This window comes from Kibdelosporangium aridum, from assembly GCF_900176515.1.
GTDB lineage: Bacteria > Actinomycetota > Actinomycetes > Mycobacteriales > Pseudonocardiaceae > Kibdelosporangium > Kibdelosporangium aridum.
Map to the genome: position 1 here is coordinate 693,848 of NZ_FWXV01000002.1, position 21,397 is coordinate 715,244.

Below are 21,397 nucleotides of genomic sequence, written 5' to 3' on the forward strand. Positions count from 1 at the left end.
ATTGCTCCAGGTCTGCTCCCTGACCGCCCCGGGATGACTCGGTGAGCCCGGGCCCCGGCCTGGAGTCCGGGGGTACGCCGGATCCGTGTGATCCGGCAGGTCATAGGAGGTCCTCTGTGCTGTTGTCAGCCCTGGCGCTGCTTGTGACGCAAGTTCTCGCAGATCACCATGACGCGACCGTGCCGGCGGATCACCTTGCACTTGTCGCAGATCTTCTTGACGCTCGGCTGGACCTTCACGCCTCAGCTCTCCTGTTCAAGCCTGGTAAAGGTCACTACTTGTAGCGGTAGACGATGCGCCCACGGGTCAGGTCATACGGCGAAAGCTCCACGACGACCCGGTCCTCAGGCAGGATACGGATGTAGTGCTGCCGCATCTTGCCACTGATGTGCGCGAGAACCTTGTGGCCGTTCTCCAGTTCAACGCGAAACATCGCGTTGGGGAGAGGTTCGACCACGCGACCCTCGACTTCGATGGCCCCGTCCTTCTTGCCCATGTCCTCCGCGTTTCGTGACGGTGACTTACTTCGTACTGGGCACGCCAAGACCGGGCACGCGAGGGTTCATCAGATGAAAAAACCGCACAACGAGACCGGCGCTACGTGCGCGCCACCAATCCAGTGTACGCACCCTGCCATCGGACCCCAAATCGGGGGTCCTAGCTGCGGGTACGTCCGACACCCAACCACCAGAGTACGCCGAGAACGGCCCCTGGCGGCAGCAGCGGCCAGAGGAACCACGGGTACGCCGGATCGAAGTTGATCAGCGACACCATCAGCCAAATCACCAGGTTGATGACGCTGACGGACAGCCAGATGGCGGTCAGCACGCGCATCGCGGTGCGCGCGTGGTTCGGCTTGGGCGGAGGTGGTGGCGGGGACGGCGGCAGCGGCGCGGGCAGGTCCTTGGTGAGCCCGGCCAGGTCCCGTCGGGTTTTCGTCAACCAAAGATTCGCCAGACGTTCGTCCAGCTCGTCCAGGGTCAGGCTGCCGTCGCTGTGCGCCAGCCGCAGCCGCGCCTCGACCACCTTGCGGTCGAGGTCGGTCACGCGGATCAGGTCAGGGGCGAAGTCATCGGTCACCCGGACAATCGTCCCCGGGCAAGACCCGCAGGTGGATGGCGTCATCCCTACGCTTTTGGTGGGGCTGGCCCTACCCCACGCCCGCCGTGTCCGCCGGTTACTCGGGAGCTGTCAGGATCCAGGGGCCGTCAGCGGTGATGGCGACGCTGTGCTCCCAGTGGGCGGCGCGGGACTTGTCGACGGTCACGACTGTCCAGCCGTCGTCGAGTTCGTCCGTGCGGTGGTCGCCGAGGGTCAGCATCGGCTCCACGGCGATGGCCATGCCTTCGACCAGGCGCGGGCCCTTGCCGGGCTTGCCGTAGTTCGACAGGTACGGCTCCATGTGCATCTCGGTGCCGATGCCGTGGCCGCCGTAGTCGCGGATGATGCCGTATTTGACGCCGTCCGCCTTCGCTGAGCGCAGGATGGACTGCTCGATGGCGTGGGAGACGTCCGACAGCTTCGCGCCGACCACGAGGGCCTCTACGCCCGCGTACAGCGCTGTGCGAGTAGCCTCGGACAGCAGCTTGTCTTCGGGGCGGATCTCACCGGCGGCGACGGTCACAGCCGCGTCGCCGTGCCAGCCGTCGAGGATCGCGCCGCAGTCGATCGAGATCAGGTCACCCTCGGCCAGGACCTGGTCGGCGGCCGGGATGCCGTGGACGACCTGCTCGTTCACCGAGGAGCAGATCGACGCCGGGTAATCGTGGTAGCCCTTGAAGGACGGCACCGCACCGGCGTCCCTGATCGTCTGCTCGGCGAGCTCGTCCAGCTCCGCCGTGCTCACGCCGGGTTTGACCGCCTTGGTGAGCAGGTCGAGGGCGCGGGCCACAACCAGGCCCGCCGCCCGCATCGCCTCGAGTTCACCACGGGACTTGATCTCGATCATCGACTGGCGCCCGCGCAACATGCCGAGCAGACCACCCTTGCTCACTTGTCCAGCGCGTTGAGTACGCGGTTGGTGACCTCGTCGACCTCACCGACCGCGTCGACCGTCACCACGATGTCGCGGTAGAAGTTCAGCAGCGGCTCGGTCTCCGACCGGTACACGTGCTGCCGGTGGCGGATGACTTCCTCGTTGTCGTCCTTGCGGCCGCGGCCGAGCAGCCGGGCCACGACCACGTCCTCGTCGATCTGGAACTGGACGACCGCGTCCAGCTTGTGGCCCGACTCGGCGAGGATCTTGGCGAGCACCTCGGCCTGCGGGATGTTGCGCGGGAAGCCGTCGAGGATGAAGCCGCCCTTGGTGTCCTGCTCGGCGAGCCGCTCGCGCACCATCTCGTTGGTGACCTCGTCGGGCACGAGCTGGCCCTCGTCGAGGTACGCCTGGACGCTGCGGCCGAGCTCTGTTCCGTCCCCGATGTGGGCACGGAACAGGTCGCCGGTGGAGATGTGGGGCACGCCGAGCTTTGCGCTGAGCGTCCCGGCCTGCGTGCCCTTGCCCGCGCCAGGCGGGCCGACCAGAACGAGTCGTGTCACCTGAGGAACCCTTCGTAGTTACGTTGCATGAGCTGGCTCTCGATCTGCTTCACGGTGTCGAGGCCGACGCCGACCATGATCAGTACCGCGGTACCACCGAACGGGAAGTTCTGGTTGTTCCCCGATCCAGTCACCGACAGGAAGAAGTTCGGCAGGATCGCGATGATGCCAAGGTAGATCGAGCCGGGCAGGGTGATGCGGCTCAGTACGTAACTCAGGTATTCCGAGGTTGGACGTCCAGGGCGGATGCCGGGGATGAAGCCACCGAACTTCCGCATCTCCTCAGCACGCTCGTTCACGTTGAACGTGATCGTGATGTAGAAGTACGTGAAGAAGATGATCAGCGAGAAGTACACCAGGATGTGCACCCAGCTGTCCTGCTGGACCAGGTAGCTCTGGATCCAGCGCTGCCAGCCGGAGTCCTGTGCGCCGCCGATCAACCGGGAGATCAGGTCGGGCAGGTAGAGCAGCGACGACGCGAAGATCACCGGGATGACACCGGCCTGGTTGACCTTCAGCGGCAGGTAGGTCGAGGTTCCGCCGTACATCCGGCGGCCGATCATGCGCTTGGCGTACTGGACCGGGATACGACGCTGGCCCTGCTCCATGAACACGACGCTGGCGATGATGGCCAGACCGAACAGGCAGATCACGGTGAAGGTGATCGGGCCCTTGTCCCAGATGATCTTGCCCTCGTAAGGGATGCGCGCCGCGATGTTGACGAACATCAGCAGCGACATGCCGTTACCGATGCCGCGCTCGGTGATCAGCTCGCCCAGCCACATGATGACGGCCGTACCGGCGGTCATCGTGACGACGATCAGGATCAGGGTGAAGATGCGGTCGCCCGGGATGATGTCCTGCGGGCAGTCACCGAACAGCTGACCGCGGTCGGCCAGCGCCACGATGCCGGTGGCCTGCAGGATCGCCAGCGCGATCGTCAGGTAACGGGTGTACTGGGTCAGCTTGCCCTGGCCCGCCTGGCCTTCCTTCTTCAGCTGTTCGAACCGCGGGATGACCACGGTCAGCAGCTGGATGATGATGCTCGCCGTGATGTACGGCATGATGCCCAGCGCGAAAACGGACAGCTGGAGCAAAGCACCACCGCTGAACAGGTTCAGCAGGGAGTAGATGCCGTCCTGTTGGACGTTGGCGAGACATGCCTGCACGTTCGGGTACGAAACCCCTGGCGAAGGCAGCAGGGCACCCACCCGGTACAGCACAATGATCCCGAGCGTGAACAGGATCTTCTTGCGCAGATCCGGCGTCGCGAGAGCCGAGCGGAAGGCGCCTAGCACGCAAGACCTCCTCGCGTCACCGGCATCCTGCCGGCGAACGAATGGGCCGGTGATTGCACCGGCGGGAACACAAGCCACGAACGCTTCGGGGCACATTTGTCCCGAAGCGTGTCCTCGACTCTAACAGCCTCGTGTGGGGCCTCCGCACCCCCCGTCCGGCGCATTGATCAGCCCGCCGCGGAGGGAAGGTCGGCGGGGTCGGCGGCAGGCCACCGCAGCGGGTCCGCACCGAGCGCTTTGAGCTGAGGCAACTGCAGTTCAGCCCAGGGAGAGAGCTCCCGGCTGGGCGGCCAGGAAACCCATTCGAAGTCCTCGACCTCGCTGGGATCCGGCGTCGGATCGCCGGTCACGGTGACCCGGTAGACGGGACACATCTCGTTCTCGACGACGCCGTCCGGCATGGCGACCCGGTAGCGGAACTTGGGCAGCACGAGCTCGATCGTGTCGACATCGAGACCGAGCTCGGTCTTCAGGCGGCGGATAACAGCGTCACGTATCGCCTCACCGGGCGCGGGGTGCCCACAGCAGGAATTGGTCCAGACCCCCGGCCAAGTGCGCTTACTGAGCGCCCTGCGGGTGAGCAGGAACCTGTTGTGCTCGTCGAAGACGTACGACGAGAACGCGAGGTGTAGCGGAGTCTGCTCGTGATGGACCGTTGCCTTGTCCGCGGTGCCTATGGCCTGCCCGGCCTCGTCCAGTAAGACGACCTGCTCCATGTGGTTAGACAGTAATGCGTTCAGCTACCGGAAGACGGCGGCTGCTCGGATTGCACGGGCATCGGGATGCCGTACGGCGGCGTTTCCGGCTCCCTGTCCCGGAAAGGCAGGACGGCGATGACGCTGGCAGCCAGTGCGACGAGAGTCCCGGCGGCCATCATCCAGAAGCCGATGCCGACCGACGTGTCGACGCTGGCATTGGCCAGTCCGGTCGAACGGAACGTGTCCACCCAGTTGGTGAGCTGAGGAAGCACAGTCACCGCGACACCAAGGGTGAACGCGGTAACGATGCCCATACCGGTGGCAGCAATGCGCCGATTGCTTGGTGTGGCGGCATTACGTGCGCCGACGAACGTGAGGATCGTTCCTACGAACAACAGCACTGCGGCGAAGATCAAGCCGTACGCGTTCACCGCGACAGCACCGACGCGTTGTGGCGCATCTGTGTCGAAGCCCCAACCGTCGATGGTCATCGTGAAATCCGCCGCCCTGGCTGTCACGTGCCCGATGAACAGCGGGAAGAACGGCGAAACCAACAACAGGATCGCCGCGGCCAGCGCGAGGATGGCGCCGACCAGGCGCTGCAAGTGCCACACGCGACAGAGCGTGACAGGTCGATGACACGACCCGATCACGGCCCGGCAATCGGCTCCCGTTTGGCAGACCGGCCGAAGACGGCGAGCGCGGCGAGCAGTGTGAAGAGCGCTCCGCCGATCAGGCACCAGAAGCCGGGCCCCAGGTCGACCTCGGCCCGAAGTGGCGGGTACAGCGTCAACAACATCCACATGACACCGAGATTGAACGCGCCGGACGCGACCAAAAAGAGGCGCCCGCCCTTCCACCGGAACGCGAGAACACCTGCGGCCAAAGCCAAAGCGGCACCGAACACCTGCGGATAGACCGTGCTCTGCCACCCGATCACCGTGACGGTGAACGAGACGTCCACACCGAACTCCGAAGTGTCAGCGCTGACGTACAGCGGGAGAAACGCCGCGAGGGCAAGGGAACCGGCCGCGAGCAACGACAACACCGCACTCGCGATCCAGCGGCGGCGGTTCGAGAGATCCATGACGCGACCTTGGCGGCAGCCTCCGCCCGGGACAACCCCGTTCAGTACAAACGAAAAGGCCCGCCAGGTACGGGACCTGGCGGGCCTTTCAGCGCTGGGGCGTCACAGCTTGTTGATCGTGCCGCCCGCGCCGGTGATCTTCTCGATCGCGCTGCCGGAGAAGGCGTGGACGGTGACGTCCAGCTTCACACCGGCGATGTCGCCGTCACCGAGGACCTTGACGAGCTGGCCCTTGCGGACCGCGCCCTTCGCGACCAGGTCGAGCACGCCGACCTTGCCGCCCTCGGGGAACAGCGTGGCCAGGTCGCCGACGTTGACGATCTGGTACTCCACGCGGAAGCGGTTCTTGAAGCCCTTGAGCTTCGGCAGCCGCATGTGGATGGGCATCTGCCCACCCTCGAACCGGGCTGGCACGTTCTTGCGGGCCTTGGTGCCCTTCGTGCCGCGGCCGGCGGTCTTGCCCTTCGAGCCCTCACCACGACCGACGCGAACCTTGTCGGACTTGGCACCCGGGGCCGGGCGCAGGTGATGCAGCTTGATGGCCATCAGTCGTTGACCTCCTCGACGACCACGAGGTGACGGACCGTGTGAATCAGGCCGCGGACCTCGGGGGTGTCGTCACGCACCACGCTCTGGCGGATCTTGCGCAGCCCGAGGGTGCGCAGCGACTCGCGGTGGTTGTGCTTGGTGCCGATCTTGCTCTTGACCTGGGTGATCTGCAGCTTCGCCATGTCACGCTCCAGCCTGTGCACGCGCACGCAGCATGGCGGCGGGGGCGACGTCCTCGAGCGGCAGACCGCGGCGGGCGGCCACCTCCTCCGGACGCTGCAGGCCCTTCAGCGCGGCGACGGTCGCGTGCACGATGTTGATGGCGTTGTCGCTACCCAGCGACTTCGACAGCACATCGTGGACGCCCGCGCACTCCAGCACGGCGCGCACCGGGCCACCGGCGATGACACCGGTACCGGCGCTTGCCGGACGCAGGAGCACGACGCCAGCGGCGTCCTCGCCCTGAATCGGGTGCGGGATGGTGCCGGCGATCCGGGGCACGCGGAAGAAGTTCTTCTTGGCTTCCTCCACGCCCTTCGCGATCGCGGCGGGCACCTCCTTCGCCTTGCCGTAGCCGACGCCGACCTGACCGTCGCCGTCACCCACAACAACCAGGGCGGTGAAGCTGAAGCGACGACCACCCTTCACGACCTTGGCGACGCGGTTGATGGCAACCACGCGCTCGAGGTGCGGGGTCTTCTCCTGGGCCGCTCCGCCACGGCCACCGTCGCGGCGGTCCCTGCGGTCCCGGCGGTCACCGCGGTCGTTGCCGCCCTGACCGCCCTGACCGCCAAAGCCGCCACCCTGCCGTGTACGTCCCGGCATCAGGCGTTCCTTCCGTTCTCGATTGCTTCGCGGGTGTTCATCAGAACTCCAGCCCCGCCTCACGGGCCGCGTCGGCGAGCGCCGCGATCCGGCCGTGGTAGTCGTAGCCACCCCGGTCGAACACGACCTTGTCGACGCCCTTGTCCTTGGCGCGGGCCGCGATCAGCTGGCCGACCTTGGTGGCCTTGGCCTTCTTGTCGCCGTCCAGCGCACGCACGTCGGCCTCGAAGGAGGTCGCCGCGGCGATGGTGACACCGGCCAGGTCGTCGATCAGCTGCACGGCGATGTGCCGCGAGGACCTGTTGACGACCAGGCGCGGACGGGCCGGCGTTCCGCTGATCTTCTTGCGGAGCCGGAAGTGACGGCGCGTACGGGCAACCCGGCGGCGGGTGGAGATGTCCTTGCCCACCGGCTTGCGCTTGGTAACTGTCGCTTCGCTCATGTCACTTACCCGTCTTTCCGACCTTGCGGCGGATCTTCTCGCCCGCGTAGCGGACGCCCTTGCCCTTGTAGGGGTCGGGCTTGCGCAGCTTGCGGATGTTGGCCGAGACCTCACCGACGAGCTGCTTGTCGATTCCGCTGACCGAGAACCGCGTGGGCGTCTCGACCGCGAAGGTGATCCCCTCGGGGGCAGGCACCTTGATCGAGTGGCTGTAGCCGAGCGAGAACTCGAGCTCAGTGCCCTTGAGTGCGACACGGTAACCGACGCCGTGGATCTCAAGCTTCTTCTCGTACCCGGCGGTGACGCCGACGACGAGGTTGTTGACGAGCGTGCGGGTCAGGCCGTGCAGGGCCCGGTTCTGGCGCTCGTCGTTGGGCCGCTTCACCTGCAGCGTGCCGTCCTCGGCGCGCTCGACGGTGATCGGCTCGGCAATGGTGTGCGTCAGGGTGCCCTTCGGCCCCTTGACGTTGACCGTCTGACCGTCGATCTGGACATCGACCCCGGAGGGGACGGTGATCGGCAGCTTTCCGATGCGGGACATGCCTTTCCTCCCCTTCTCCTACCAGACGTAGGCGAGGACTTCCCCGCCCACACCCTGCTTGTTGGCCTGCCGGTCGGTCACCAGGCCGGTCGACGTGGAGATGATCGCCACGCCGAGGCCGCCGAGGACCTTCGGAAGGTTGGTCGACTTCGCGTACACCCGCAGGCCCGGCTTGGAGATCCGGCGAAGACCGGCGATGCTGCGCTCACGGTTGGGGCCGTACTTCAGCTCGACCACAAGGAGCTTGCTCTTCTCACCCTGCTCGGAGCGGTACCCCGCGATGTAACCCTCGCGCTTGAGGATCTCCGCGATGTTCTGCTTGAGCTTCGAGTGGGGCAGCACGACCTCGTCGTGGTACGCCGAGTTGGCGTTGCGCAGACGGGTCAGGAAGTCTGCGATCGGGTCGGTCATCGTCATGGTGACCTGTCAACCTTTCTCGCCGGGGTTCCCCTCGATGCCGAGAGGCCTACGGCGAAATGGGAGGTAGAGGCGGGTTCGCCTTTACCAGCTGGACTTGCTCACGCCGGGCAGCTCACCGCGGTGCGCCATCTCCCGCAGGCAGATCCGGCACAGGCCGAACTTGCGGAACACGGAGTGCGGACGACCGCAGCGCTGGCAGCGGGTGTAACCGCGAACCTTGAACTTCGGCTTCTGCGCGGCCTTGTGGATCAACGCCTTCTTGGCCATGGATCAGTTCTCCCGGAACGGGAAGCCCAGACGCTTGAGCAGCGCCCGGCCTTCGTCGTCGTTGGTCGCGGTGGTCACGATGGTGATGTCCATGCCGCGCTGGCGGTCGATCGAGTCGGGGTCGATCTCGTGGAACATCGACTGCTCGTTCAGACCGAACGTGTAGTTGCCGTTGCCGTCGAACTGCTTGGGCGACAGGCCACGGAAGTCGCGGATACGCGGGAGGGCGATCGTCAGCAGACGGTCGAGGAACTCCCACATCCGGTCACCGCGCAGCGTGCAGCGCGCGCCGATCGGCATGCCCTCACGCAGCTTGAACTGCGCGATGGACTTGCGGGCCTTGCGAACCTCCGGACGCTGGCCGGTGATGGTGGCCAGGTCGCGGACCGCGCCCTCGATCAGCTTGCCGTCACGGGCGGCGTCACCGACACCCATGTTCACGACGATCTTCACGACGCCGGGGATCTGCATGACGTTCTCGTAGGAGAAGTCCTTGTGCAGTGCCGGAGCGATCTCGCTGCGGTAGCGGGCCTTGAGCCGCGGGATGGTCTTCTCAGCCGTAGTCATGATCAGATCTCCTTCCCGTTGCCCTTGCCGCGGGCCACGCGAACCTTGCGGCCCTCGTCGTTGGTCTCGTACCCGACGCGGACGGCCTTGCCGTCGGCGACGACCATGACGTTGGAGACGTGGATCGGGGCCTCCTGGGTCACGATCCCGCCGGACTGCGCGCCACGCTGGGTCTGAGTGATCTTGGTGTGCTTCTTGATCCGGTTGACGCCCTCGACCAGGACCTTGTTGTCCTTCGGGTAGGCCTGGATGACCTTGCCCTTGGCACCCTTGTCCTTGCCGGCGATGACGACGACCGTGTCGCCTTTCTTCACCTTCATGGTCAGAGCACCTCCGGCGCCAACGAAATGATCTTCATGAACTTCTTGTCCCGCAGCTCACGGCCGACCGGGCCGAAGATGCGGGTACCACGCGGCTCGGTGTCGTTCTTGATGAGCACCGCGGCGTTCTCGTCGAACCGGATGTAAGAACCGTCCGGACGGCGACGCTCCTTGGCGGTACGAACGATGACGGCCTTGACGACGTCACCCTTTTTCACGCCGGCACCCGGGATGGCGTCCTTCACGGTGGCGACGATGATGTCGCCGATGCCCGCGTAGCGCCGACCCGAACCGCCGAGAACACGGATGCAAAGGATCTCCTTGGCACCGGTGTTGTCGGCGACGCGCAGCCGCGACTCCTGCTGAATCACTGTCTCTCCCTGACCCGTTGTGGCGTAGCAGATTTCCGACCTGATACGCGCGGTCAATAGCTGTGTCTTACTTGGCCTTTTCGAGGATCTCGACCAGGCGCCAGCGCTTGGTCGCCGAGAGCGGACGGGTCTCCATGAGCAGGACCCGGTCGCCGACACCGGCGGTGTTCTCCTCGTCGTGCGCCTTCACCTTGCTGGTGGTGCGCAGGACCTTGGAGTACCGCGGGTGCTTCTTGCGGTCCTCGAGCTGGACCACGATCGTCTTGTTCATCTTGTCGGACACGACGTAGCCCTCGCGCACCTTGCGGCGGCCGCGAGCCTCCTCAGTCGTCTCCGTAGTAGTTGGCTCGGTCATGCGGCACCTTCGTTCGCATCGGTCTCGTCAGGGGAAGCCGACAAGCCCAGTTCGCGCTCCCGCATCACTGTGTAGATCTTGGCGATGTCCCGCCGCACCGTGCGCAGCCGGCGGTTGTTGTCCAGCTGGCCGGTGGCCATCTGGAACCGGAGGTTGAACAGCTCCTCCTTGGCCTCGCGCAGGCGGAGCACCAGCTCCTCCTCGGTCAGCTCACGCACCTCGGACGCAGTCACTCCAGCGGCCATCAGAAGTCACCACCTTCACGCGTCACGATGCGGCACTTCATCGGCAGCTTGTGGATCGCACGGCGCAGTGCCTCACGCGCCACGGCCTCGTTCGGGAAGCTCATCTCGAACAGCACGCGACCCGGCTTGACGTTGACCACCCAGTACTCGGGCGAACCCTTACCGGAACCCATCCGGGTCTCGGCGGGCTTCTTGGTCAGCGGACGGTCCGGGAAGATCGGGATCCACACCTTGCCACCACGGCGGATGTGCCGGTTGATGGCGATACGCGCGGACTCGATCTGCCGGTTCGTCACATACGAAGGCTCGAGCGCCTGGATGCCGTACTCCCCGAAGTTGACCTTGGTGCCACCCTTGGCGGCGCCACTGCGCTTCGGCGAGTGCTGCTTGCGGTGCTTGACCTTGCGTGGGATGAGCACTGCTCAGCCCTCCCCATTTGCCTTGGCCTCCGGAGCCGCGGGGGCTTCGGACGGCGCCTGCGCGGCCTCAGCTGCGGCACGCCCGGCCTCGGTGCTCGTCGCGGTGGTGCCTGCGGCACCGGAACGACGAGGCCGGTTCGGACGCTCGCGGCGCGGGGCGCGCTCCTGCGTGGCGTTCTGAGTGGCGTCGTGCTGACGGCGACCGCCGACGACCTCACCCTTGTAGATCCAGACCTTCACGCCGATACGGCCGAAGGTGGTACGGGCCTCGAAGAAGCCGTAGTCGATGTCCGCGCGCAGCGTGTGCAGCGGGACGCGACCCTCGCGGTAGTGCTCCGAGCGGGACATCTCGGCACCGCCGAGACGGCCACCGCACTGCACCCGGATGCCCTTGACCTGCGGCGAGCGCATGGCCGACTGGATGGCCTTACGCATCGCGCGCCGGAAGGCGACACGGTTGGACAGCTGCTCGGCGACTGCCTGCGCGACCAGCTGAGCGTCCGACTCGGGGTTCTTCACCTCGAGGATGTTCAGCTGGACCTGTTTCTTCGTCAGCTTCTCGAGCTCACCGCGGATGCGGTCGGCCTCGGCACCACGACGGCCGATGACGATGCCCGGACGCGCGGTGTGGATGTCCACCCGGACACGGTCACGGGTCCGCTCGATCTCCACCTTGGAGATGCCGGCGCGCTCCATGCCCTTGGACAGCAGCTTCCGGATCTTGACGTCTTCCGCCACGTACTCCGCGTACTGCTTGTCCGCGTACCAGCGGGACTTCCAGTCAGTGGTGATACCCAGGCGGAAGCCGTGCGGGTTGATCTTCTGACCCACTAGCTGGCACTTCCCTTCTCACTGGTCTTCTTCGCGGCCTTGCGGCCCGGCTTACGAGCGGCCTCGGGCTTCGGACGCGATACGACCTCGACCGTGATGTGGCTGGTGCGCTTGCGGATGCGGTACGCACGGCCCTGCGCACGCGGACGGAACCGCTTGAGCGTCGGGCCCTCGTCCACATACGCCTTGCTCACCCAGAGCGTCTCCGGGTCGAGGCTCAGGTTGTTCTCGGCGTTAGCCATGGCACTGGCGAGCACCTTCGCGACCGGACCGCTGGCGGCCTGCGGCGCGAACTGGAGCACGGCCAGGGCCTCGCTGGCGTTACGTCCCTTGATGAGCTCGACAACGCGGCGTGCCTTCATCGGCGTGGTGCGCACGTAGCGAGCCCGAGCCACGGCGGTAGGAAGTTCCTCCACCGCGGCTTCGTCACGGGCGTTCATCGCTGCTTACCCCTTGCTGGTTCGTGTTCTAGGCGCGCCGCTCAGCGGCGGCGGGACTTCCGGTCGTCCTTGATGTGGCCCTTGAAGGTGCGGGTCGGGGCGAATTCGCCCAGCTTGTGCCCGACCATGGCCTCCGAGACGAACACCGGGACGTGCTTGCGGCCGTCGTGCACCGCAATCGTGTGCCCCAGCATGTCCGGAATGATCGTGGACCGGCGGGACCAAGTCTTGATCACCGTCTTCTTGCCGGACTCGTTCAGCGCATCCACCTTCTTGAGCAGGTGGTCGTCAACGAACGGGCCCTTCTTCAGGCTACGCGGCATGGTTCACTCCCTTCCTGCTCAGCGCTTCTTACCGGTCTTGCGGCGACGGACGATCATCCGGTCGCTCGCTTTACGGCGGCGAGTACGGCCTTCGGGCTTACCGGCCGGGTTCACCGGGTGGCGACCACCGGAGGTCTTGCCCTCACCACCACCGTGCGGGTGGTCGACCGGGTTCATGGCCACACCACGGACGGTCGGGCGCTTGCCCTTCCACCGCATCCGGCCGGCCTTGCCCCAGTTGATGTTGGACTGCTCGGCGTTGCCGACCGCACCGACAGTGGCGCGGCAGCGGACGTCGACGTTGCGGATTTCGCCCGAGGGCATCCGCAGCTGCGCCAGCGAGCCCTCGCGAGCGACCAGCTGAACGCTGGCGCCTGCGGACCGGGCGATCTTGGCGCCGCCGCCGGGACGCAGCTCAATGGCGTGCACCACGGTGCCGACTGGGATGTTGCGCAGCGGCAGGTTGTTACCCGGCTTGATGTCGGCCTTGGGGCCGTTCTCGATCGGGTCGCCCTGACGCAGCTTGTCCGGCGCGATGATGTAGCGCTTCTCGCCGTCCGCGTAGTGCAGCAGCGCGATGCGCGCGGTCCGGTTGGGGTCGTACTCGATGTGCGCGACCTTGGCCGGGATGCCGTCCTTGTCGTTGCGACGGAAGTCGATCAGCCGGTACGCACGCTTGTGACCGCCACCCTTGTGCCGGGTGGTGATCTTGCCGTGCGCGTTGCGGCCGCCCTTCTTGTTCAGCGGCCGGACCAGCGACTTCTCCGGGTGATCACGGGTGATCTCGGCGAAGTCCGAGACGCTGGAGCCGCGACGGCCCGGCGTCGTCGGCTTGTACTTGCGGATGCCCATCTCTGCGAGTTCCTCGTTCCCTTAGGCGGCCGGGCCGCCGAAGATCTCGATCGGCTTCGAGTCAGCGGACAACGTCACGATGGCGCGCTTGGTGTCCTTGCGCTTACCGAAGCCGGTCCGGGTGCGCTTGCGCTTGCCCTGCCGGTTCAGCGTGTTCACGCTGATGACCTTCACGCCGAACACCTTCTCGACCGCGATCTTGATGGCGGTCTTGTTGGCGTCCGGGTGGACCAGGAACGTGTACTTGTTCTCCTCGAGAAGGCCGTAGGACTTCTCCGAGATGACCGGCGCGCGCAGGATGTCGCGGGGGTCGGGAATCACTTCGACTCCTCCTCAACTTCACTGGAGCGAGCGGTCGCCTTGGCCGAGCGACCCGCGATCGGGCCGGCCACGAAGGCTTCGTACGCGTCCTTGGTGAACACCACGTCGTCGGCGAAGAGCACGTCGCGGGTGTTCAACTGGTCCGGCCACAACACGTGCACGTTCGGCAGGTTGCGCACCGACAGCAGGTTCAGCTCGTCATCCCGGGTGAGCACAACGAGAACGTTGCGCGCGCTGGTGATGTCGGCGAGCACCTTGCGGGCGTCCTTCGTGGATGGCTGCTCGCCGGTGGCCAAAGAGGACACGACGTGCAGCTGCCCGGCACGAACCCGGTCGGAGAGAGCGCCACGCAGCGCGGCAGCCTTCATCTTCTTGGGGGTCCGCTGGCTGTAGTCCCGCGGAGTCGGACCGTGCACAACGCCACCGCCGACGAACTGCGGAGCGCGGGTCGAACCCTGACGTGCCCGGCCGGTGCCCTTCTGGCGGTACGGCTTCTTGCCGCCACCGCGAACCTCGCCGCGAGTCTTGGTGTCGTGCGTGCCCTGCCGCGCTGCGGCTTCCTGGGCGACGACAACCTGGTGCATCAGCGGGATGTTCGCCTGCACGTCGAAGATGCCCGCGGGCAGCTCGACGGAGCCGTCGGTCTTGCCGTCCGGGGTGCGAACGTCAACGCTGGTCATTTCACGCACCACCCTTCGCGGCGCTCTTGAGGAACACCAGGCCGCCCTTGGGGCCCGGAACCGCACCCTTGATCAGGATGAGGCCGGACTCGGCGTCGACCCGGTGGACGGTCAGGTTCTGGGTGGTCACCTTCTCGTGACCCATGCGGCCGGCCATCCGCAAGCCCTTGAACACGCGGCCCGGGGTGGCGCACCCGCCGATCGAACCCGGGGAGCGGTGCTTGCGCTGGGTACCGTGCGAGGCGCTCAAACCCTTGAAGCCGTGCCGCTTCATGACACCCGCGGTGCCCTTGCCCTTGCTGGTGCCGGTGACGTCGATGACGGTGCCTGCCTCGAACACCTCTGCGGTGATCTCCTGGCCGACCTCGTATGAGTCCGCATCAGTGGTGCGCAGCTCGGCGAGCACTCGCCGAGGGGTCACGCCGGCCTTGGTGAAGTGCCCGGTCTGCGGCTTGTTCACCTTGCGCGGGTCGATGGCCCCGAAGGCCAGCTGCACCGCGGTGTAGCCGTCGTTGTCCTGGGTGCGTACCTGGGTCACCACGTTCGGCCCGGCCTGCACGACGGTCACCGGGACGACCCGGTTCGACTCGTCGAAGACCTGGGTCATGCCGAGCTTGGTGCCCAGAATGCCCTTCACTTGCCTGTCAGACATGGTCTCGTTCTCTCCGCTGCGTTTCTCGCGCGCAGGCGCTTACTGGATGTTGACGTCGACGCTGGCCGGCAGGTCGATGCGCATCAGCGCGTCGACCGTCTTCGGCGTCGGGTCGAGGATGTCGATCAGACGCTTGTGCGTGCGCATCTCGAAGTGCTCGCGCGAGTCCTTGTACTTGTGCGGCGAGCGGATGACGCAGTAGACGTTCTTCTCGGTCGGCAGCGGCACTGGCCCAACGACCCGAGCGCCGGTACGCGTCACGGTCTCGACGATCTTGCGCGCGGAGGCGTCGATCGCCTCGTGGTCGTAGGCCTTGAGCCGGATGCGGATCTTCTGTCCCGCCATGGTGGCTTTGCCGTTCCTTCCGTGATGTCCCTGTCAGAGCGCTTGGCTGCGTACAGCCGTGGAGGCTCCGCTCTCCCTGTTCACAAGTCATGGTTCCCGGTCCACGCGGTCGGGCGTGTCGCCCAACTTTCACAGACCGGTCCCACAGTCATTTCGTTCCACCCGCGGTTGATCTGCAGGGAGAGAACCTGACGTCGTGGGACGGGCGGCCAGAAGCTCAACAGAATTTCCGGCATAACCCTTGTTTTGTCCTTCGCGGCAGCGACACCCGAAGATCGAGGCCACTGCCCTCGCGCGGAGGCGGCCGGTTTCCTGGCGGAAACCCGGCCGCCCCACGACGAGCAACTTATACAGGATGCCATACCGAAATACGGCGTCCAAATCGGGGTCCGATATTCGGACCTAGATCACTTGATGATCTTGGTCAGCGTACCGGCGCCCACGGTCCGGCCACCCTCACGGATGGTGAACCGCATGCCCTCGTCCATCACGATCGGCTGGATCAGCTGGACGGTCATCTTCGTGTCGTCGCCCGGCATGACCATCTCGGTGCCCTCGGGGAGGGTCACGACGCCGGTCACGTCGGTCGTACGGAAGTAGAACTGCGGGCGGTAGTTCTGGAAGAACGGCGTGTGGCGGCCACCCTCGTCCTTGGACAGGATGTAGACCTGCGCCTCGAACTCGGTGTGCGGGGTCGAGGTGCCCGGCTTGGCAACAACCATGCCGCGCTCGACGTCCTCACGCTTGACACCACGCACCAGCAGACCCACGTTGTCGCCGGCCTGGCCCTGGTCAAGGAGCTTGCGGAACATCTCGACACCGGTGACGGTGGTCTTGATGGCCTTCTCCTTGATGCCGAGGATCTCGACCTCTTCGTTGACGTTCACGACGCCACGCTCGATACGACCGGTGACGACCGTGCCACGACCGGTGATCGTGAAGACGTCCTCGATCGGCATCAGGAACGGCCGGTCGGTCTCACGCTGCGGCTCGGGGATGTTCTCGTCCACCGCGTCCAGCAGCTCGAGCAGCTTGGCGGCCCACTCCGGGTCGCCCTCGAGGGCCTTCAGCGCCGAGACGCGGACCACGGGGACGTCGTCGCCCGGGAACTCGTACTCGGTCAGCAGCTCGCGGACCTCCAGCTCGACGAGCTCGAGGATCTCCTCGTCGTCCACCATGTCGGCCTTGTTCAGGGCGACGATGATGTACGGCACGCCGACCTGACGGGCCAGCAGCACGTGCTCCTTGGTCTGCGGCATCGGGCCGTCAGTCGCGGCGACCACCAGGATCGCGCCGTCCATCTGGGCGGCACCGGTGATCATGTTCTTGATGTAGTCAGCGTGACCCGGGCAGTCGACGTGCGCGTAGTGCCGCTTCTCGGTCTGGTACTCGATGTGAGCGATCGAGATGGTGATACCGCGCTGCTTCTCCTCCGGCGCCTTGTCGATCTCGTCGAACGGCGTGAAGGGGTTCAACTCCGGGTACTTGTCGTGCAGGACCTTGGAAATGGCCGCGGTAAGCGTCGTCTTGCCGTGGTCGATGTGACCGACGGTGCCGATGTTGACGTGCGGCTTGGTCCGCTCGAACTTCGCCTTCGCCACTGGATTGTCCTCCTGGACTTGTTCTTATCCGAAAGGGCGAAGAATAGATTTCTCTTCGCCCTGCCGGGTCATCAGGGTCGGTTGTGCGGACCCCGGGGGGAACCCCGGAGAGCCCACACGTTGTGTGGTGCTCCGGTTTTCGGGGCTATTCCCCCGTCGCCTTTGCGATGATCTCCTTCGCCACGTTCGTGGGAACCTCGGCGTAGGAGTCGAACTGCATGGAGTAGTTCGCGCGGCCCTGGGTCCGCGACCGCAGGTCGCCGACGTAGCCGAACATCTCCGACAGCGGAACGAGCGCCTTCACGACACGCGTGCCACTGCGCTCCTCCATGGCCTGGATCTGGCCACGGCGGGAGTTCAGGTCACCGATGACGTCACCCATGTAGTCCTCAGGGGTGGTCACCTCGACCGCCATCAACGGCTCGAGCAGCACCGGGCTGGCCTGCTTCGCGGCCTCCTTGAGCACCATCGAACCGGCGATCTTGAACGCCATTTCCGACGAGTCGACCTCGTGGTAGGCACCGTCGAGCAGGGTCAGCTTCAGGCCGACCAGCGGGTAGCCGGCGAGCACGCCGTACTGCATGGCGTCCTGCGCACCCTGGTCCACCGACGGGATGTACTCACGCGGAACGCGGCCACCAGTGACCTTGTTCTCGAACTCGTACAGCGCGCCGTCCGTGGTCGCCAACGGCTCCAGCTTGACGATGACCTTGGCGAACTGACCGGACCCACCCGTCTGCTTCTTGTGGGTGTAGTCCAGCTTCTCGACCGTCTTGCGGATGGTCTCGCGGTAGGCCACCTGGGGCTTACCGATGTTCGCCTCGACCTTGAACTCGCGGCGCATCCGGTCGACCAGCACGTCGAGGTGCAGCTCGCCCATGCCCGCGATGATCGTCTGGCCGGTCTCCTCGTCCTGCTTGACCTTGAAGGTGGGGTCCTCCTCGGCCAGCTTCTGGATCGCGGTCGACAGCTTCTCCTGGTCGGCCTTGGTCTTCGGCTCGACCGCGACCTCGATGACGGGGTCGGGGAAGGTCATCGACTCGAGGATGATCGGCTGCTGCGGGTCGCACAGGGTGTCACCGGTGGTGGTGTCCTTCAGGCCGATCGCGGCGTAGATGTGGCCCGCGATGGCCTCGCCGACCGGGTTCTCCTTGTTGGAGTGCATCTGGAAGAGCTTCCCGATGCGCTCCTTGCGCTCCTTGGTCGAGTTGATCACCTGCGAACCGGTGGCGACCCGGCCGGAGTAGACCCGGATGTAGGTGAGCTTGCCGAAGAACGGGTGCACGGCGATCTTGAACGCCAGCGCCGAGAACGGCTCGTCGGTGGACGGCTGGCGGGAGGCCTCCGTCTCGCCGTCGACCAGGGTGCCCTGGACCGCCGGCACGTCCAACGGGGACGGCAGGTAGTCGATGACCGCGTCCAGCATCGGCTGCACGCCCTTGTTCTTGAACGCCGAGCCGCAGAGAACCGGGTACGCGCTGCGCGAGATGGTGATCTTGCGGATCGCGGCCTTGATCTCCTCGACCGTCAGCTCCTCGCCGCCGAGGTACTTCTCCATCAGGTCGTCGTCGGTCTCCGCGACGGCCTCGATCAGCGCCTCGCGGTACTCGTTGGCCTTGTCGAGAAGGTCGGCCGGGATCTCCTCGATCGTGTAGTCCTCGCCCTTCTTCACCTCGCCGCGCCAGGTCAGCGCGCGCATGTGGATCAGGTCGATGACACCGATGAAGTCGCCCTCGGCACCGATCGGCAGCTGGATCGGCAACGGCTTGGCGCCGAGCCGCTCCGAGATGGTGCGCACGGTGAAGTAGAAGTCCGCGCCCAGCTTGTCCATCTTGTTGACAAAGCAGATCCGCGGGACGTCGTACTTGGTGGCCTGCCGCCAGACCTGCTCGGACTGGGGCTCGACACCTTCCTTGCCGTCGAAAACGGCGACGGCACCGTCGAGAACGCGGAGCGAACGCTCCACCTCGACGGTGAAGTCCACGTGGCCAGGCGTGTCGATGATGTTGATCTGGTGGTCGGCCCAGTAAGTGGTCGTCGCGGCGGACGTGATCGTGATGCCGCGCTCCTGCTCCTGCTCCATCCAGTCCATCGTCGCGGCGCCGTCGTGCACTTCGCCGATCTTGTAGTTGATCCCGGTGTAGAACAGGATCCGCTCGGTCGTCGTGGTTTTACCCGCGTCGATGTGAGCCATGATCCCGATGTTGCGGACCTTGGCCAGGTCGGTGAGCACGTCGAGTGCCACGAGAATCTTCCCCTGTCTTGCAGAGTCGTTGGGCTGGCTAGATCACCAGCGGTAGTGGGCGAAGGCCTTGTTGGACTCAGCCATCTTGTGCGTGTCCTCGCGGCGCTTGACGCTCGCCCCGAGACCGTTGCTCGCGTCGAGCAGCTCGTTCATGAGGCGCTCGACCATGGTCTTCTCGCGCCTGCTACGCGCGTAGCTGACCAGCCAGCGAAGTGCGAGAGTGGTGCTGCGGCCCGGCTTGACCTCGATCGGCACCTGGTAGGTGGCACCACCGACACGGCGGGGCTTGACCTCGATGGCCGGCTTGACGTTGTCCAGCGCACGCTTGAGCGTGACGACCGGGTCGGTGCTCGTCTTGTCGCGAGCACCCTCCAGCGCGCCGTAGACGATCTTCTCGGCCACGGAGCGCTTGCCGTCCTTCAGCACCTTGTTGATCAGCTGGGTGACCAGCGGGGAGCTGTAGACCGGGTCGGAGATCAGCGGCCGCTTGGGGGCCGGTCCCTTGCGGGGCATCTCAGCTCTTCTCCTTCTTCGCGCCGTAGCGGCTGCGAGCCTGCTTGCGGTTCTTCACGCCCTGCGTGTCCAGTGAGCCGCGGATGATCTTGTAACGAACACCCGGGAGGTCCTTAACACGGCCACCACGCACGAGCACCATCGAGTGCTCCTGGAGGTTGTGACCCTCACCAGGGATGTAGGCGGTGACCTCGATGCCGCTGGTCAACTTGACACGGGCGACCTTGCGCAGCGCCGAGTTCGGCTTCTTGGGCGTGGTGGTGTACACACGCGTGCACACACCGCGCCGCTGCGGGCTCCCCTTGAGCGCCGCGGTCTTGGTCTTGGCGACCTTGTCCTGGCGGCCCTTACGGACCAGCTGCTGGATCGTGGGCATGGACCGGCTTTCTCTACGACTGCTTCTTCATGGCGGTTGTCCGTGGTTCTGCTGTGTTCCCCCTGGCCCCGCCGTAACCCGAGGTCGGGCGTGTCGCCCTTCCTCGTCGGCCCGTGCGGGACAGCGCCACTGACAACAACCGCGGCATCCCAACGGGGTTTGGGAGGTCTCCGTGCCGGTTGCGTCGTGGATTTCACCGACGACAGGCACACGGAGCGGCCCGACATCAGTCAGGCACGATTAGCAAAGATACCTGGCCCGTTCCGCGCGGGCAAAACGGGGGTCGGGCAGACCGGCACGTTGGGTTAACAACGGCTGGACACCGAGTTATTCCCAGCTGCGAAGTATCGGTTGGGCCGAAGGACCCACCGCTGTCTGCACAGCCGGGTACATTCCGCAAGTCAGCTGTCACCGATGGGAGCCGGGGCCTTGTCCGAACCGGATTTCGACGCCGAGCGCATGGCGGAGCGCAACGCGGAGTTGCGCCGCCAGGTCGACCAGATGATGGAAGAGGTGCGCAGGCGCACTGACGACCTCAAAGAGGCGCAGGCCCGGATGAGCGCGCTGACCGGCGAAGCGGAGTCGAACGACGGTGTGATCAGGGCCAGGGTGGACATGACCGGCAACCTGACGGAACTGTCGCTCACATCGCGCGCGTACGAGCGCACGCCCGAGCAGTTGGCGTCGGAGATCACACGTGTGATCCGCAAAGCAGCGGCAGGCGTGCGGACCGAGGTGCAGCGCGAGGCGAGCCAGTTCACCCCGGACGAGGACATGATCGACCTGCCGGATCTGGTGCCGGGAGCACCGTCGTTGCGTGATCTGTTCCGGATCGACCCACCGGAGGACGAAGAAGAGGAAACGCATTCGCGTTCCCGTCCGTCAGAGCCGGTAGCGGACGACGACTACTACGGCAACCAGCAGATGTTCCGCCGGGACTGAGGGGGTCATTGGCGATGAGCAGCGAGTTGAAGATCAACCCCGACGGGGTGCGCGGGAGTGCGACGCGACTCGACGGCGTGGGAACGGACTTCACCAAGGACGCCAGTGACCTGAAAGCGAAGCTGCAGGCGGAGGGCCAGCCGTGGGGCGACGACGAGTCGGGCCAGAACTTCGCGAAGGACTACGTGCCCGCGGCGGACGCGATCAGCAAAGCGGTCGGTGACGTCGCGGCGGCGTTGACGCAGATCGCCAAGAACCTCAAAGCGCAAGCCGACGCCCATGAGGGCACGGACAAATCCAGCGCGCAGACCTTCGACAACACGCAGGTCTGACC

Annotated in this window: 36 protein-coding genes; 2 read left to right on the forward strand and 34 right to left on the reverse strand. The window is 65.7% G+C overall.

What is annotated here, in order from left to right:
* Positions 1 to 125: 125 nt before the first annotated feature.
* From rpmJ to rpsL, 34 genes are all read right to left on the reverse strand, one after another.
* Positions 126 to 239 (reverse strand): 50S ribosomal protein L36, encoded by a 114-nt coding sequence (gene rpmJ, locus B9C43_RS12690; RefSeq protein ID WP_010148647.1) that lies wholly within the window; start codon positions 237 to 239, stop codon positions 126 to 128.
* Between the two features lie 35 nt (positions 240 to 274).
* Entirely contained in the window at positions 275 to 496 is a 222-nt protein-coding gene (gene infA, locus B9C43_RS12695; RefSeq protein WP_033384191.1) for a translation initiation factor IF-1, read from the reverse strand.
* Positions 497 to 657: 161 nt separating this feature from the next.
* Positions 658 to 1,080: a DUF1707 SHOCT-like domain-containing protein gene (locus B9C43_RS12700; protein ID WP_051895757.1), complete on the reverse strand. Its 423-nt coding sequence runs from the start codon at positions 1,078 to 1,080 to the stop codon at positions 658 to 660.
* Between the two features lie 97 nt (positions 1,081 to 1,177).
* The gene (map, locus tag B9C43_RS12705) at positions 1,178 to 1,948 is read right to left on the reverse strand and encodes a type I methionyl aminopeptidase (protein ID WP_033384195.1); all 771 of its coding nucleotides are present in this window, start codon (positions 1,946 to 1,948) and stop codon (positions 1,178 to 1,180) included.
* Between the two features lie 41 nt (positions 1,949 to 1,989).
* Positions 1,990 to 2,538 (reverse strand): adenylate kinase, encoded by a 549-nt coding sequence (locus B9C43_RS12710; RefSeq protein WP_033384193.1) that lies wholly within the window; start codon positions 2,536 to 2,538, stop codon positions 1,990 to 1,992.
* Positions 2,535 to 3,836 carry a preprotein translocase subunit SecY gene (gene secY / locus B9C43_RS12715; RefSeq protein ID WP_084426348.1) on the reverse strand — a complete coding sequence of 434 codons (1,302 nt, stop codon included), beginning with the start codon at positions 3,834 to 3,836 and terminating at the stop codon, positions 2,535 to 2,537. Before secY ends, B9C43_RS12710 begins: the two co-directional genes overlap by 4 nt.
* A 167-nt stretch (positions 3,837 to 4,003) precedes the next feature.
* A complete protein-coding gene (idi, locus tag B9C43_RS12720; protein WP_084426350.1) occupies positions 4,004 to 4,552 on the reverse strand; it encodes an isopentenyl-diphosphate Delta-isomerase in 549 nt (182 codons plus the stop codon).
* Positions 4,553 to 4,572: 20 nt separating this feature from the next.
* Entirely contained in the window at positions 4,573 to 5,148 is a 576-nt protein-coding gene (locus tag B9C43_RS12725) for a hypothetical protein (RefSeq protein ID WP_084426352.1), read from the reverse strand.
* A 35-nt stretch (positions 5,149 to 5,183) separates the two neighbouring features.
* Positions 5,184 to 5,621: a hypothetical protein gene (locus tag B9C43_RS12730; RefSeq protein WP_084426354.1), complete on the reverse strand. Its 438-nt coding sequence runs from the start codon at positions 5,619 to 5,621 to the stop codon at positions 5,184 to 5,186.
* A 102-nt stretch (positions 5,622 to 5,723) separates the two neighbouring features.
* Positions 5,724 to 6,170, reverse strand: a complete 447-nt coding sequence (gene rplO / locus B9C43_RS12735) for a 50S ribosomal protein L15 (RefSeq protein WP_200825586.1) — start codon at positions 6,168 to 6,170, stop codon at positions 5,724 to 5,726.
* On the reverse strand, positions 6,167 to 6,352 hold the full coding sequence (rpmD, locus tag B9C43_RS12740; RefSeq protein WP_033384204.1) for a 50S ribosomal protein L30: 186 nt from the start codon (positions 6,350 to 6,352) through the stop codon (positions 6,167 to 6,169). The genes rplO and rpmD overlap by 4 nt, the downstream gene beginning before the upstream one ends.
* A 1-nt stretch (position 6,353) precedes the next feature.
* The gene (gene rpsE / locus B9C43_RS12745) at positions 6,354 to 6,995 is read right to left on the reverse strand and encodes a 30S ribosomal protein S5 (protein WP_033384205.1); all 642 of its coding nucleotides are present in this window, start codon (positions 6,993 to 6,995) and stop codon (positions 6,354 to 6,356) included.
* Between the two features lie 40 nt (positions 6,996 to 7,035).
* Positions 7,036 to 7,437, reverse strand: a complete 402-nt coding sequence (gene rplR / locus B9C43_RS12750; protein WP_035880241.1) for a 50S ribosomal protein L18 — start codon at positions 7,435 to 7,437, stop codon at positions 7,036 to 7,038.
* A gap of 1 nt (position 7,438) precedes the next feature.
* On the reverse strand, positions 7,439 to 7,978 hold the full coding sequence (rplF, locus tag B9C43_RS12755) for a 50S ribosomal protein L6 (protein WP_033384207.1): 540 nt from the start codon (positions 7,976 to 7,978) through the stop codon (positions 7,439 to 7,441).
* Positions 7,979 to 7,996: 18 nt separating this feature from the next.
* The gene (gene rpsH / locus B9C43_RS12760; protein ID WP_033384209.1) at positions 7,997 to 8,395 is read right to left on the reverse strand and encodes a 30S ribosomal protein S8; all 399 of its coding nucleotides are present in this window, start codon (positions 8,393 to 8,395) and stop codon (positions 7,997 to 7,999) included.
* Between the two features lie 84 nt (positions 8,396 to 8,479).
* Entirely contained in the window at positions 8,480 to 8,665 is a 186-nt protein-coding gene (locus B9C43_RS12765; RefSeq protein WP_033384211.1) for a type Z 30S ribosomal protein S14, read from the reverse strand.
* A gap of 3 nt (positions 8,666 to 8,668) precedes the next feature.
* Entirely contained in the window at positions 8,669 to 9,232 is a 564-nt protein-coding gene (gene rplE, locus B9C43_RS12770; RefSeq protein ID WP_033384213.1) for a 50S ribosomal protein L5, read from the reverse strand.
* Positions 9,233 to 9,234: 2 nt separating this feature from the next.
* Positions 9,235 to 9,552, reverse strand: coding sequence for a 50S ribosomal protein L24 (rplX, locus tag B9C43_RS12775; protein WP_033384250.1), 318 nt, complete (start codon positions 9,550 to 9,552; stop codon positions 9,235 to 9,237).
* Between the two features lie 2 nt (positions 9,553 to 9,554).
* Positions 9,555 to 9,923, reverse strand: coding sequence for a 50S ribosomal protein L14 (rplN, locus tag B9C43_RS12780; protein ID WP_033384214.1), 369 nt, complete (start codon positions 9,921 to 9,923; stop codon positions 9,555 to 9,557).
* 67 nt (positions 9,924 to 9,990) lie between these two features.
* Positions 9,991 to 10,278 carry a 30S ribosomal protein S17 gene (gene rpsQ, locus B9C43_RS12785; RefSeq protein WP_033384215.1) on the reverse strand — a complete coding sequence of 96 codons (288 nt, stop codon included), beginning with the start codon at positions 10,276 to 10,278 and terminating at the stop codon, positions 9,991 to 9,993.
* Positions 10,275 to 10,523 carry a 50S ribosomal protein L29 gene (rpmC, locus tag B9C43_RS12790; RefSeq protein ID WP_033384216.1) on the reverse strand — a complete coding sequence of 83 codons (249 nt, stop codon included), beginning with the start codon at positions 10,521 to 10,523 and terminating at the stop codon, positions 10,275 to 10,277. Before rpmC ends, rpsQ begins: the two co-directional genes overlap by 4 nt.
* Complete coding sequence (gene rplP / locus B9C43_RS12795; protein ID WP_033384217.1) at positions 10,523 to 10,942, reverse strand: 50S ribosomal protein L16; 420 nt, start codon at positions 10,940 to 10,942, stop codon at positions 10,523 to 10,525. Before rplP ends, rpmC begins: the two co-directional genes overlap by 1 nt.
* 3 nt (positions 10,943 to 10,945) lie before the next feature.
* A complete protein-coding gene (rpsC, locus tag B9C43_RS12800) occupies positions 10,946 to 11,773 on the reverse strand; it encodes a 30S ribosomal protein S3 (protein ID WP_084426356.1) in 828 nt (275 codons plus the stop codon).
* Positions 11,773 to 12,213: a 50S ribosomal protein L22 gene (gene rplV, locus B9C43_RS12805; RefSeq protein WP_035880244.1), complete on the reverse strand. Its 441-nt coding sequence runs from the start codon at positions 12,211 to 12,213 to the stop codon at positions 11,773 to 11,775. The genes rpsC and rplV overlap by 1 nt, the downstream gene beginning before the upstream one ends.
* 41 nt (positions 12,214 to 12,254) lie before the next feature.
* Positions 12,255 to 12,536 (reverse strand): 30S ribosomal protein S19, encoded by a 282-nt coding sequence (rpsS, locus tag B9C43_RS12810; protein WP_033384221.1) that lies wholly within the window; start codon positions 12,534 to 12,536, stop codon positions 12,255 to 12,257.
* A gap of 18 nt (positions 12,537 to 12,554) precedes the next feature.
* Entirely contained in the window at positions 12,555 to 13,388 is an 834-nt protein-coding gene (gene rplB / locus B9C43_RS12815) for a 50S ribosomal protein L2 (protein ID WP_033384223.1), read from the reverse strand.
* 21 nt (positions 13,389 to 13,409) lie between these two features.
* Positions 13,410 to 13,709 (reverse strand): 50S ribosomal protein L23, encoded by a 300-nt coding sequence (rplW, locus tag B9C43_RS12820; RefSeq protein ID WP_033384225.1) that lies wholly within the window; start codon positions 13,707 to 13,709, stop codon positions 13,410 to 13,412.
* Positions 13,706 to 14,389, reverse strand: coding sequence for a 50S ribosomal protein L4 (gene rplD / locus B9C43_RS12825; RefSeq protein WP_033384227.1), 684 nt, complete (start codon positions 14,387 to 14,389; stop codon positions 13,706 to 13,708). Before rplD ends, rplW begins: the two co-directional genes overlap by 4 nt.
* A 1-nt stretch (position 14,390) precedes the next feature.
* A complete protein-coding gene (gene rplC / locus B9C43_RS12830; protein WP_033384228.1) occupies positions 14,391 to 15,041 on the reverse strand; it encodes a 50S ribosomal protein L3 in 651 nt (216 codons plus the stop codon).
* Positions 15,042 to 15,080: 39 nt separating this feature from the next.
* Entirely contained in the window at positions 15,081 to 15,386 is a 306-nt protein-coding gene (rpsJ, locus tag B9C43_RS12835; protein WP_003938093.1) for a 30S ribosomal protein S10, read from the reverse strand.
* Between the two features lie 407 nt (positions 15,387 to 15,793).
* Complete coding sequence (tuf, locus tag B9C43_RS12840; protein ID WP_033384229.1) at positions 15,794 to 16,987, reverse strand: elongation factor Tu; 1,194 nt, start codon at positions 16,985 to 16,987, stop codon at positions 15,794 to 15,796.
* A 145-nt stretch (positions 16,988 to 17,132) separates the two neighbouring features.
* Entirely contained in the window at positions 17,133 to 19,232 is a 2,100-nt protein-coding gene (gene fusA, locus B9C43_RS12845) for an elongation factor G (protein WP_084426358.1), read from the reverse strand.
* A gap of 42 nt (positions 19,233 to 19,274) precedes the next feature.
* On the reverse strand, positions 19,275 to 19,745 hold the full coding sequence (gene rpsG / locus B9C43_RS12850) for a 30S ribosomal protein S7 (RefSeq protein WP_033384230.1): 471 nt from the start codon (positions 19,743 to 19,745) through the stop codon (positions 19,275 to 19,277).
* A gap of 1 nt (position 19,746) precedes the next feature.
* A complete protein-coding gene (gene rpsL / locus B9C43_RS12855) occupies positions 19,747 to 20,121 on the reverse strand; it encodes a 30S ribosomal protein S12 (RefSeq protein WP_025361387.1) in 375 nt (124 codons plus the stop codon).
* A 414-nt stretch (positions 20,122 to 20,535) separates the two neighbouring features.
* Between rpsL and B9C43_RS12860 the strand changes: the two genes are divergently transcribed.
* On the forward strand, positions 20,536 to 21,063 hold the full coding sequence (locus tag B9C43_RS12860; RefSeq protein WP_084426360.1) for a YbaB/EbfC family nucleoid-associated protein: 528 nt from the start codon (positions 20,536 to 20,538) through the stop codon (positions 21,061 to 21,063).
* A 14-nt stretch (positions 21,064 to 21,077) separates the two neighbouring features.
* The gene (locus B9C43_RS55540) at positions 21,078 to 21,395 is read left to right on the forward strand and encodes a WXG100 family type VII secretion target (protein ID WP_143446303.1); all 318 of its coding nucleotides are present in this window, start codon (positions 21,078 to 21,080) and stop codon (positions 21,393 to 21,395) included.
* Positions 21,396 to 21,397 lie beyond the last annotated feature (2 nt).

Excerpts from the sequence above, each read along its gene's own strand:
- infA (WP_033384191.1), bottom strand. The coding sequence starts at position 496 with ATGGGCAAGAAGGACGGGGCCATCGAAGTCGAGGGTCGCGTGGTCGAA.
- map (WP_033384195.1), bottom strand. The coding sequence starts at position 1,948 with ATGATCGAGATCAAGTCCCGTGGTGAACTCGAGGCGATGCGGGCGGCG.
- idi (WP_084426350.1), bottom strand. The coding sequence starts at position 4,552 with ATGGAGCAGGTCGTCTTACTGGACGAGGCCGGGCAGGCCATAGGCACC.
- B9C43_RS12730 (WP_084426354.1), bottom strand. The coding sequence starts at position 5,621 with ATGGATCTCTCGAACCGCCGCCGCTGGATCGCGAGTGCGGTGTTGTCG.
- rpmD (WP_033384204.1), bottom strand. The coding sequence starts at position 6,352 with ATGGCGAAGCTGCAGATCACCCAGGTCAAGAGCAAGATCGGCACCAAG.
- rpsE (WP_033384205.1), bottom strand. The coding sequence starts at position 6,995 with ATGCCGGGACGTACACGGCAGGGTGGCGGCTTTGGCGGTCAGGGCGGT.
- rplR (WP_035880241.1), bottom strand. The coding sequence starts at position 7,437 with ATGAGCGAAGCGACAGTTACCAAGCGCAAGCCGGTGGGCAAGGACATC.
- rplF (WP_033384207.1), bottom strand. The coding sequence starts at position 7,978 with ATGTCCCGCATCGGAAAGCTGCCGATCACCGTCCCCTCCGGGGTCGAT.
- rpsH (WP_033384209.1), bottom strand. The coding sequence starts at position 8,395 with ATGACGATGACCGACCCGATCGCAGACTTCCTGACCCGTCTGCGCAAC.
- B9C43_RS12765 (WP_033384211.1), bottom strand. The coding sequence starts at position 8,665 with ATGGCCAAGAAGGCGTTGATCCACAAGGCCGCGCAGAAGCCGAAGTTC.
- rplE (WP_033384213.1), bottom strand. The coding sequence starts at position 9,232 with ATGACTACGGCTGAGAAGACCATCCCGCGGCTCAAGGCCCGCTACCGC.
- rplX (WP_033384250.1), bottom strand. The coding sequence starts at position 9,552 with ATGAAGGTGAAGAAAGGCGACACGGTCGTCGTCATCGCCGGCAAGGAC.
- rpsQ (WP_033384215.1), bottom strand. The coding sequence starts at position 10,278 with ATGACCGAGCCAACTACTACGGAGACGACTGAGGAGGCTCGCGGCCGC.
- rpmC (WP_033384216.1), bottom strand. The coding sequence starts at position 10,523 with ATGGCCGCTGGAGTGACTGCGTCCGAGGTGCGTGAGCTGACCGAGGAG.
- rplV (WP_035880244.1), bottom strand. The coding sequence starts at position 12,213 with ATGAACGCCCGTGACGAAGCCGCGGTGGAGGAACTTCCTACCGCCGTG.
- rpsS (WP_033384221.1), bottom strand. The coding sequence starts at position 12,536 with ATGCCGCGTAGCCTGAAGAAGGGCCCGTTCGTTGACGACCACCTGCTC.
- rplB (WP_033384223.1), bottom strand. The coding sequence starts at position 13,388 with ATGGGCATCCGCAAGTACAAGCCGACGACGCCGGGCCGTCGCGGCTCC.
- rplD (WP_033384227.1), bottom strand. The coding sequence starts at position 14,389 with ATGACCAGCGTTGACGTTCGCACCCCGGACGGCAAGACCGACGGCTCC.
- rplC (WP_033384228.1), bottom strand. The coding sequence starts at position 15,041 with ATGTCTGACAGGCAAGTGAAGGGCATTCTGGGCACCAAGCTCGGCATG.
- rpsJ (WP_003938093.1), bottom strand. The coding sequence starts at position 15,386 with ATGGCGGGACAGAAGATCCGCATCCGGCTCAAGGCCTACGACCACGAG.
- rpsG (WP_033384230.1), bottom strand. The coding sequence starts at position 19,745 with ATGCCCCGCAAGGGACCGGCCCCCAAGCGGCCGCTGATCTCCGACCCG.
- rpsL (WP_025361387.1), bottom strand. The coding sequence starts at position 20,121 with ATGCCCACGATCCAGCAGCTGGTCCGTAAGGGCCGCCAGGACAAGGTC.
- B9C43_RS12860 (WP_084426360.1), top strand. The coding sequence starts at position 20,536 with ATGGGAGCCGGGGCCTTGTCCGAACCGGATTTCGACGCCGAGCGCATG.
- B9C43_RS55540 (WP_143446303.1), top strand. The coding sequence starts at position 21,078 with ATGAGCAGCGAGTTGAAGATCAACCCCGACGGGGTGCGCGGGAGTGCG.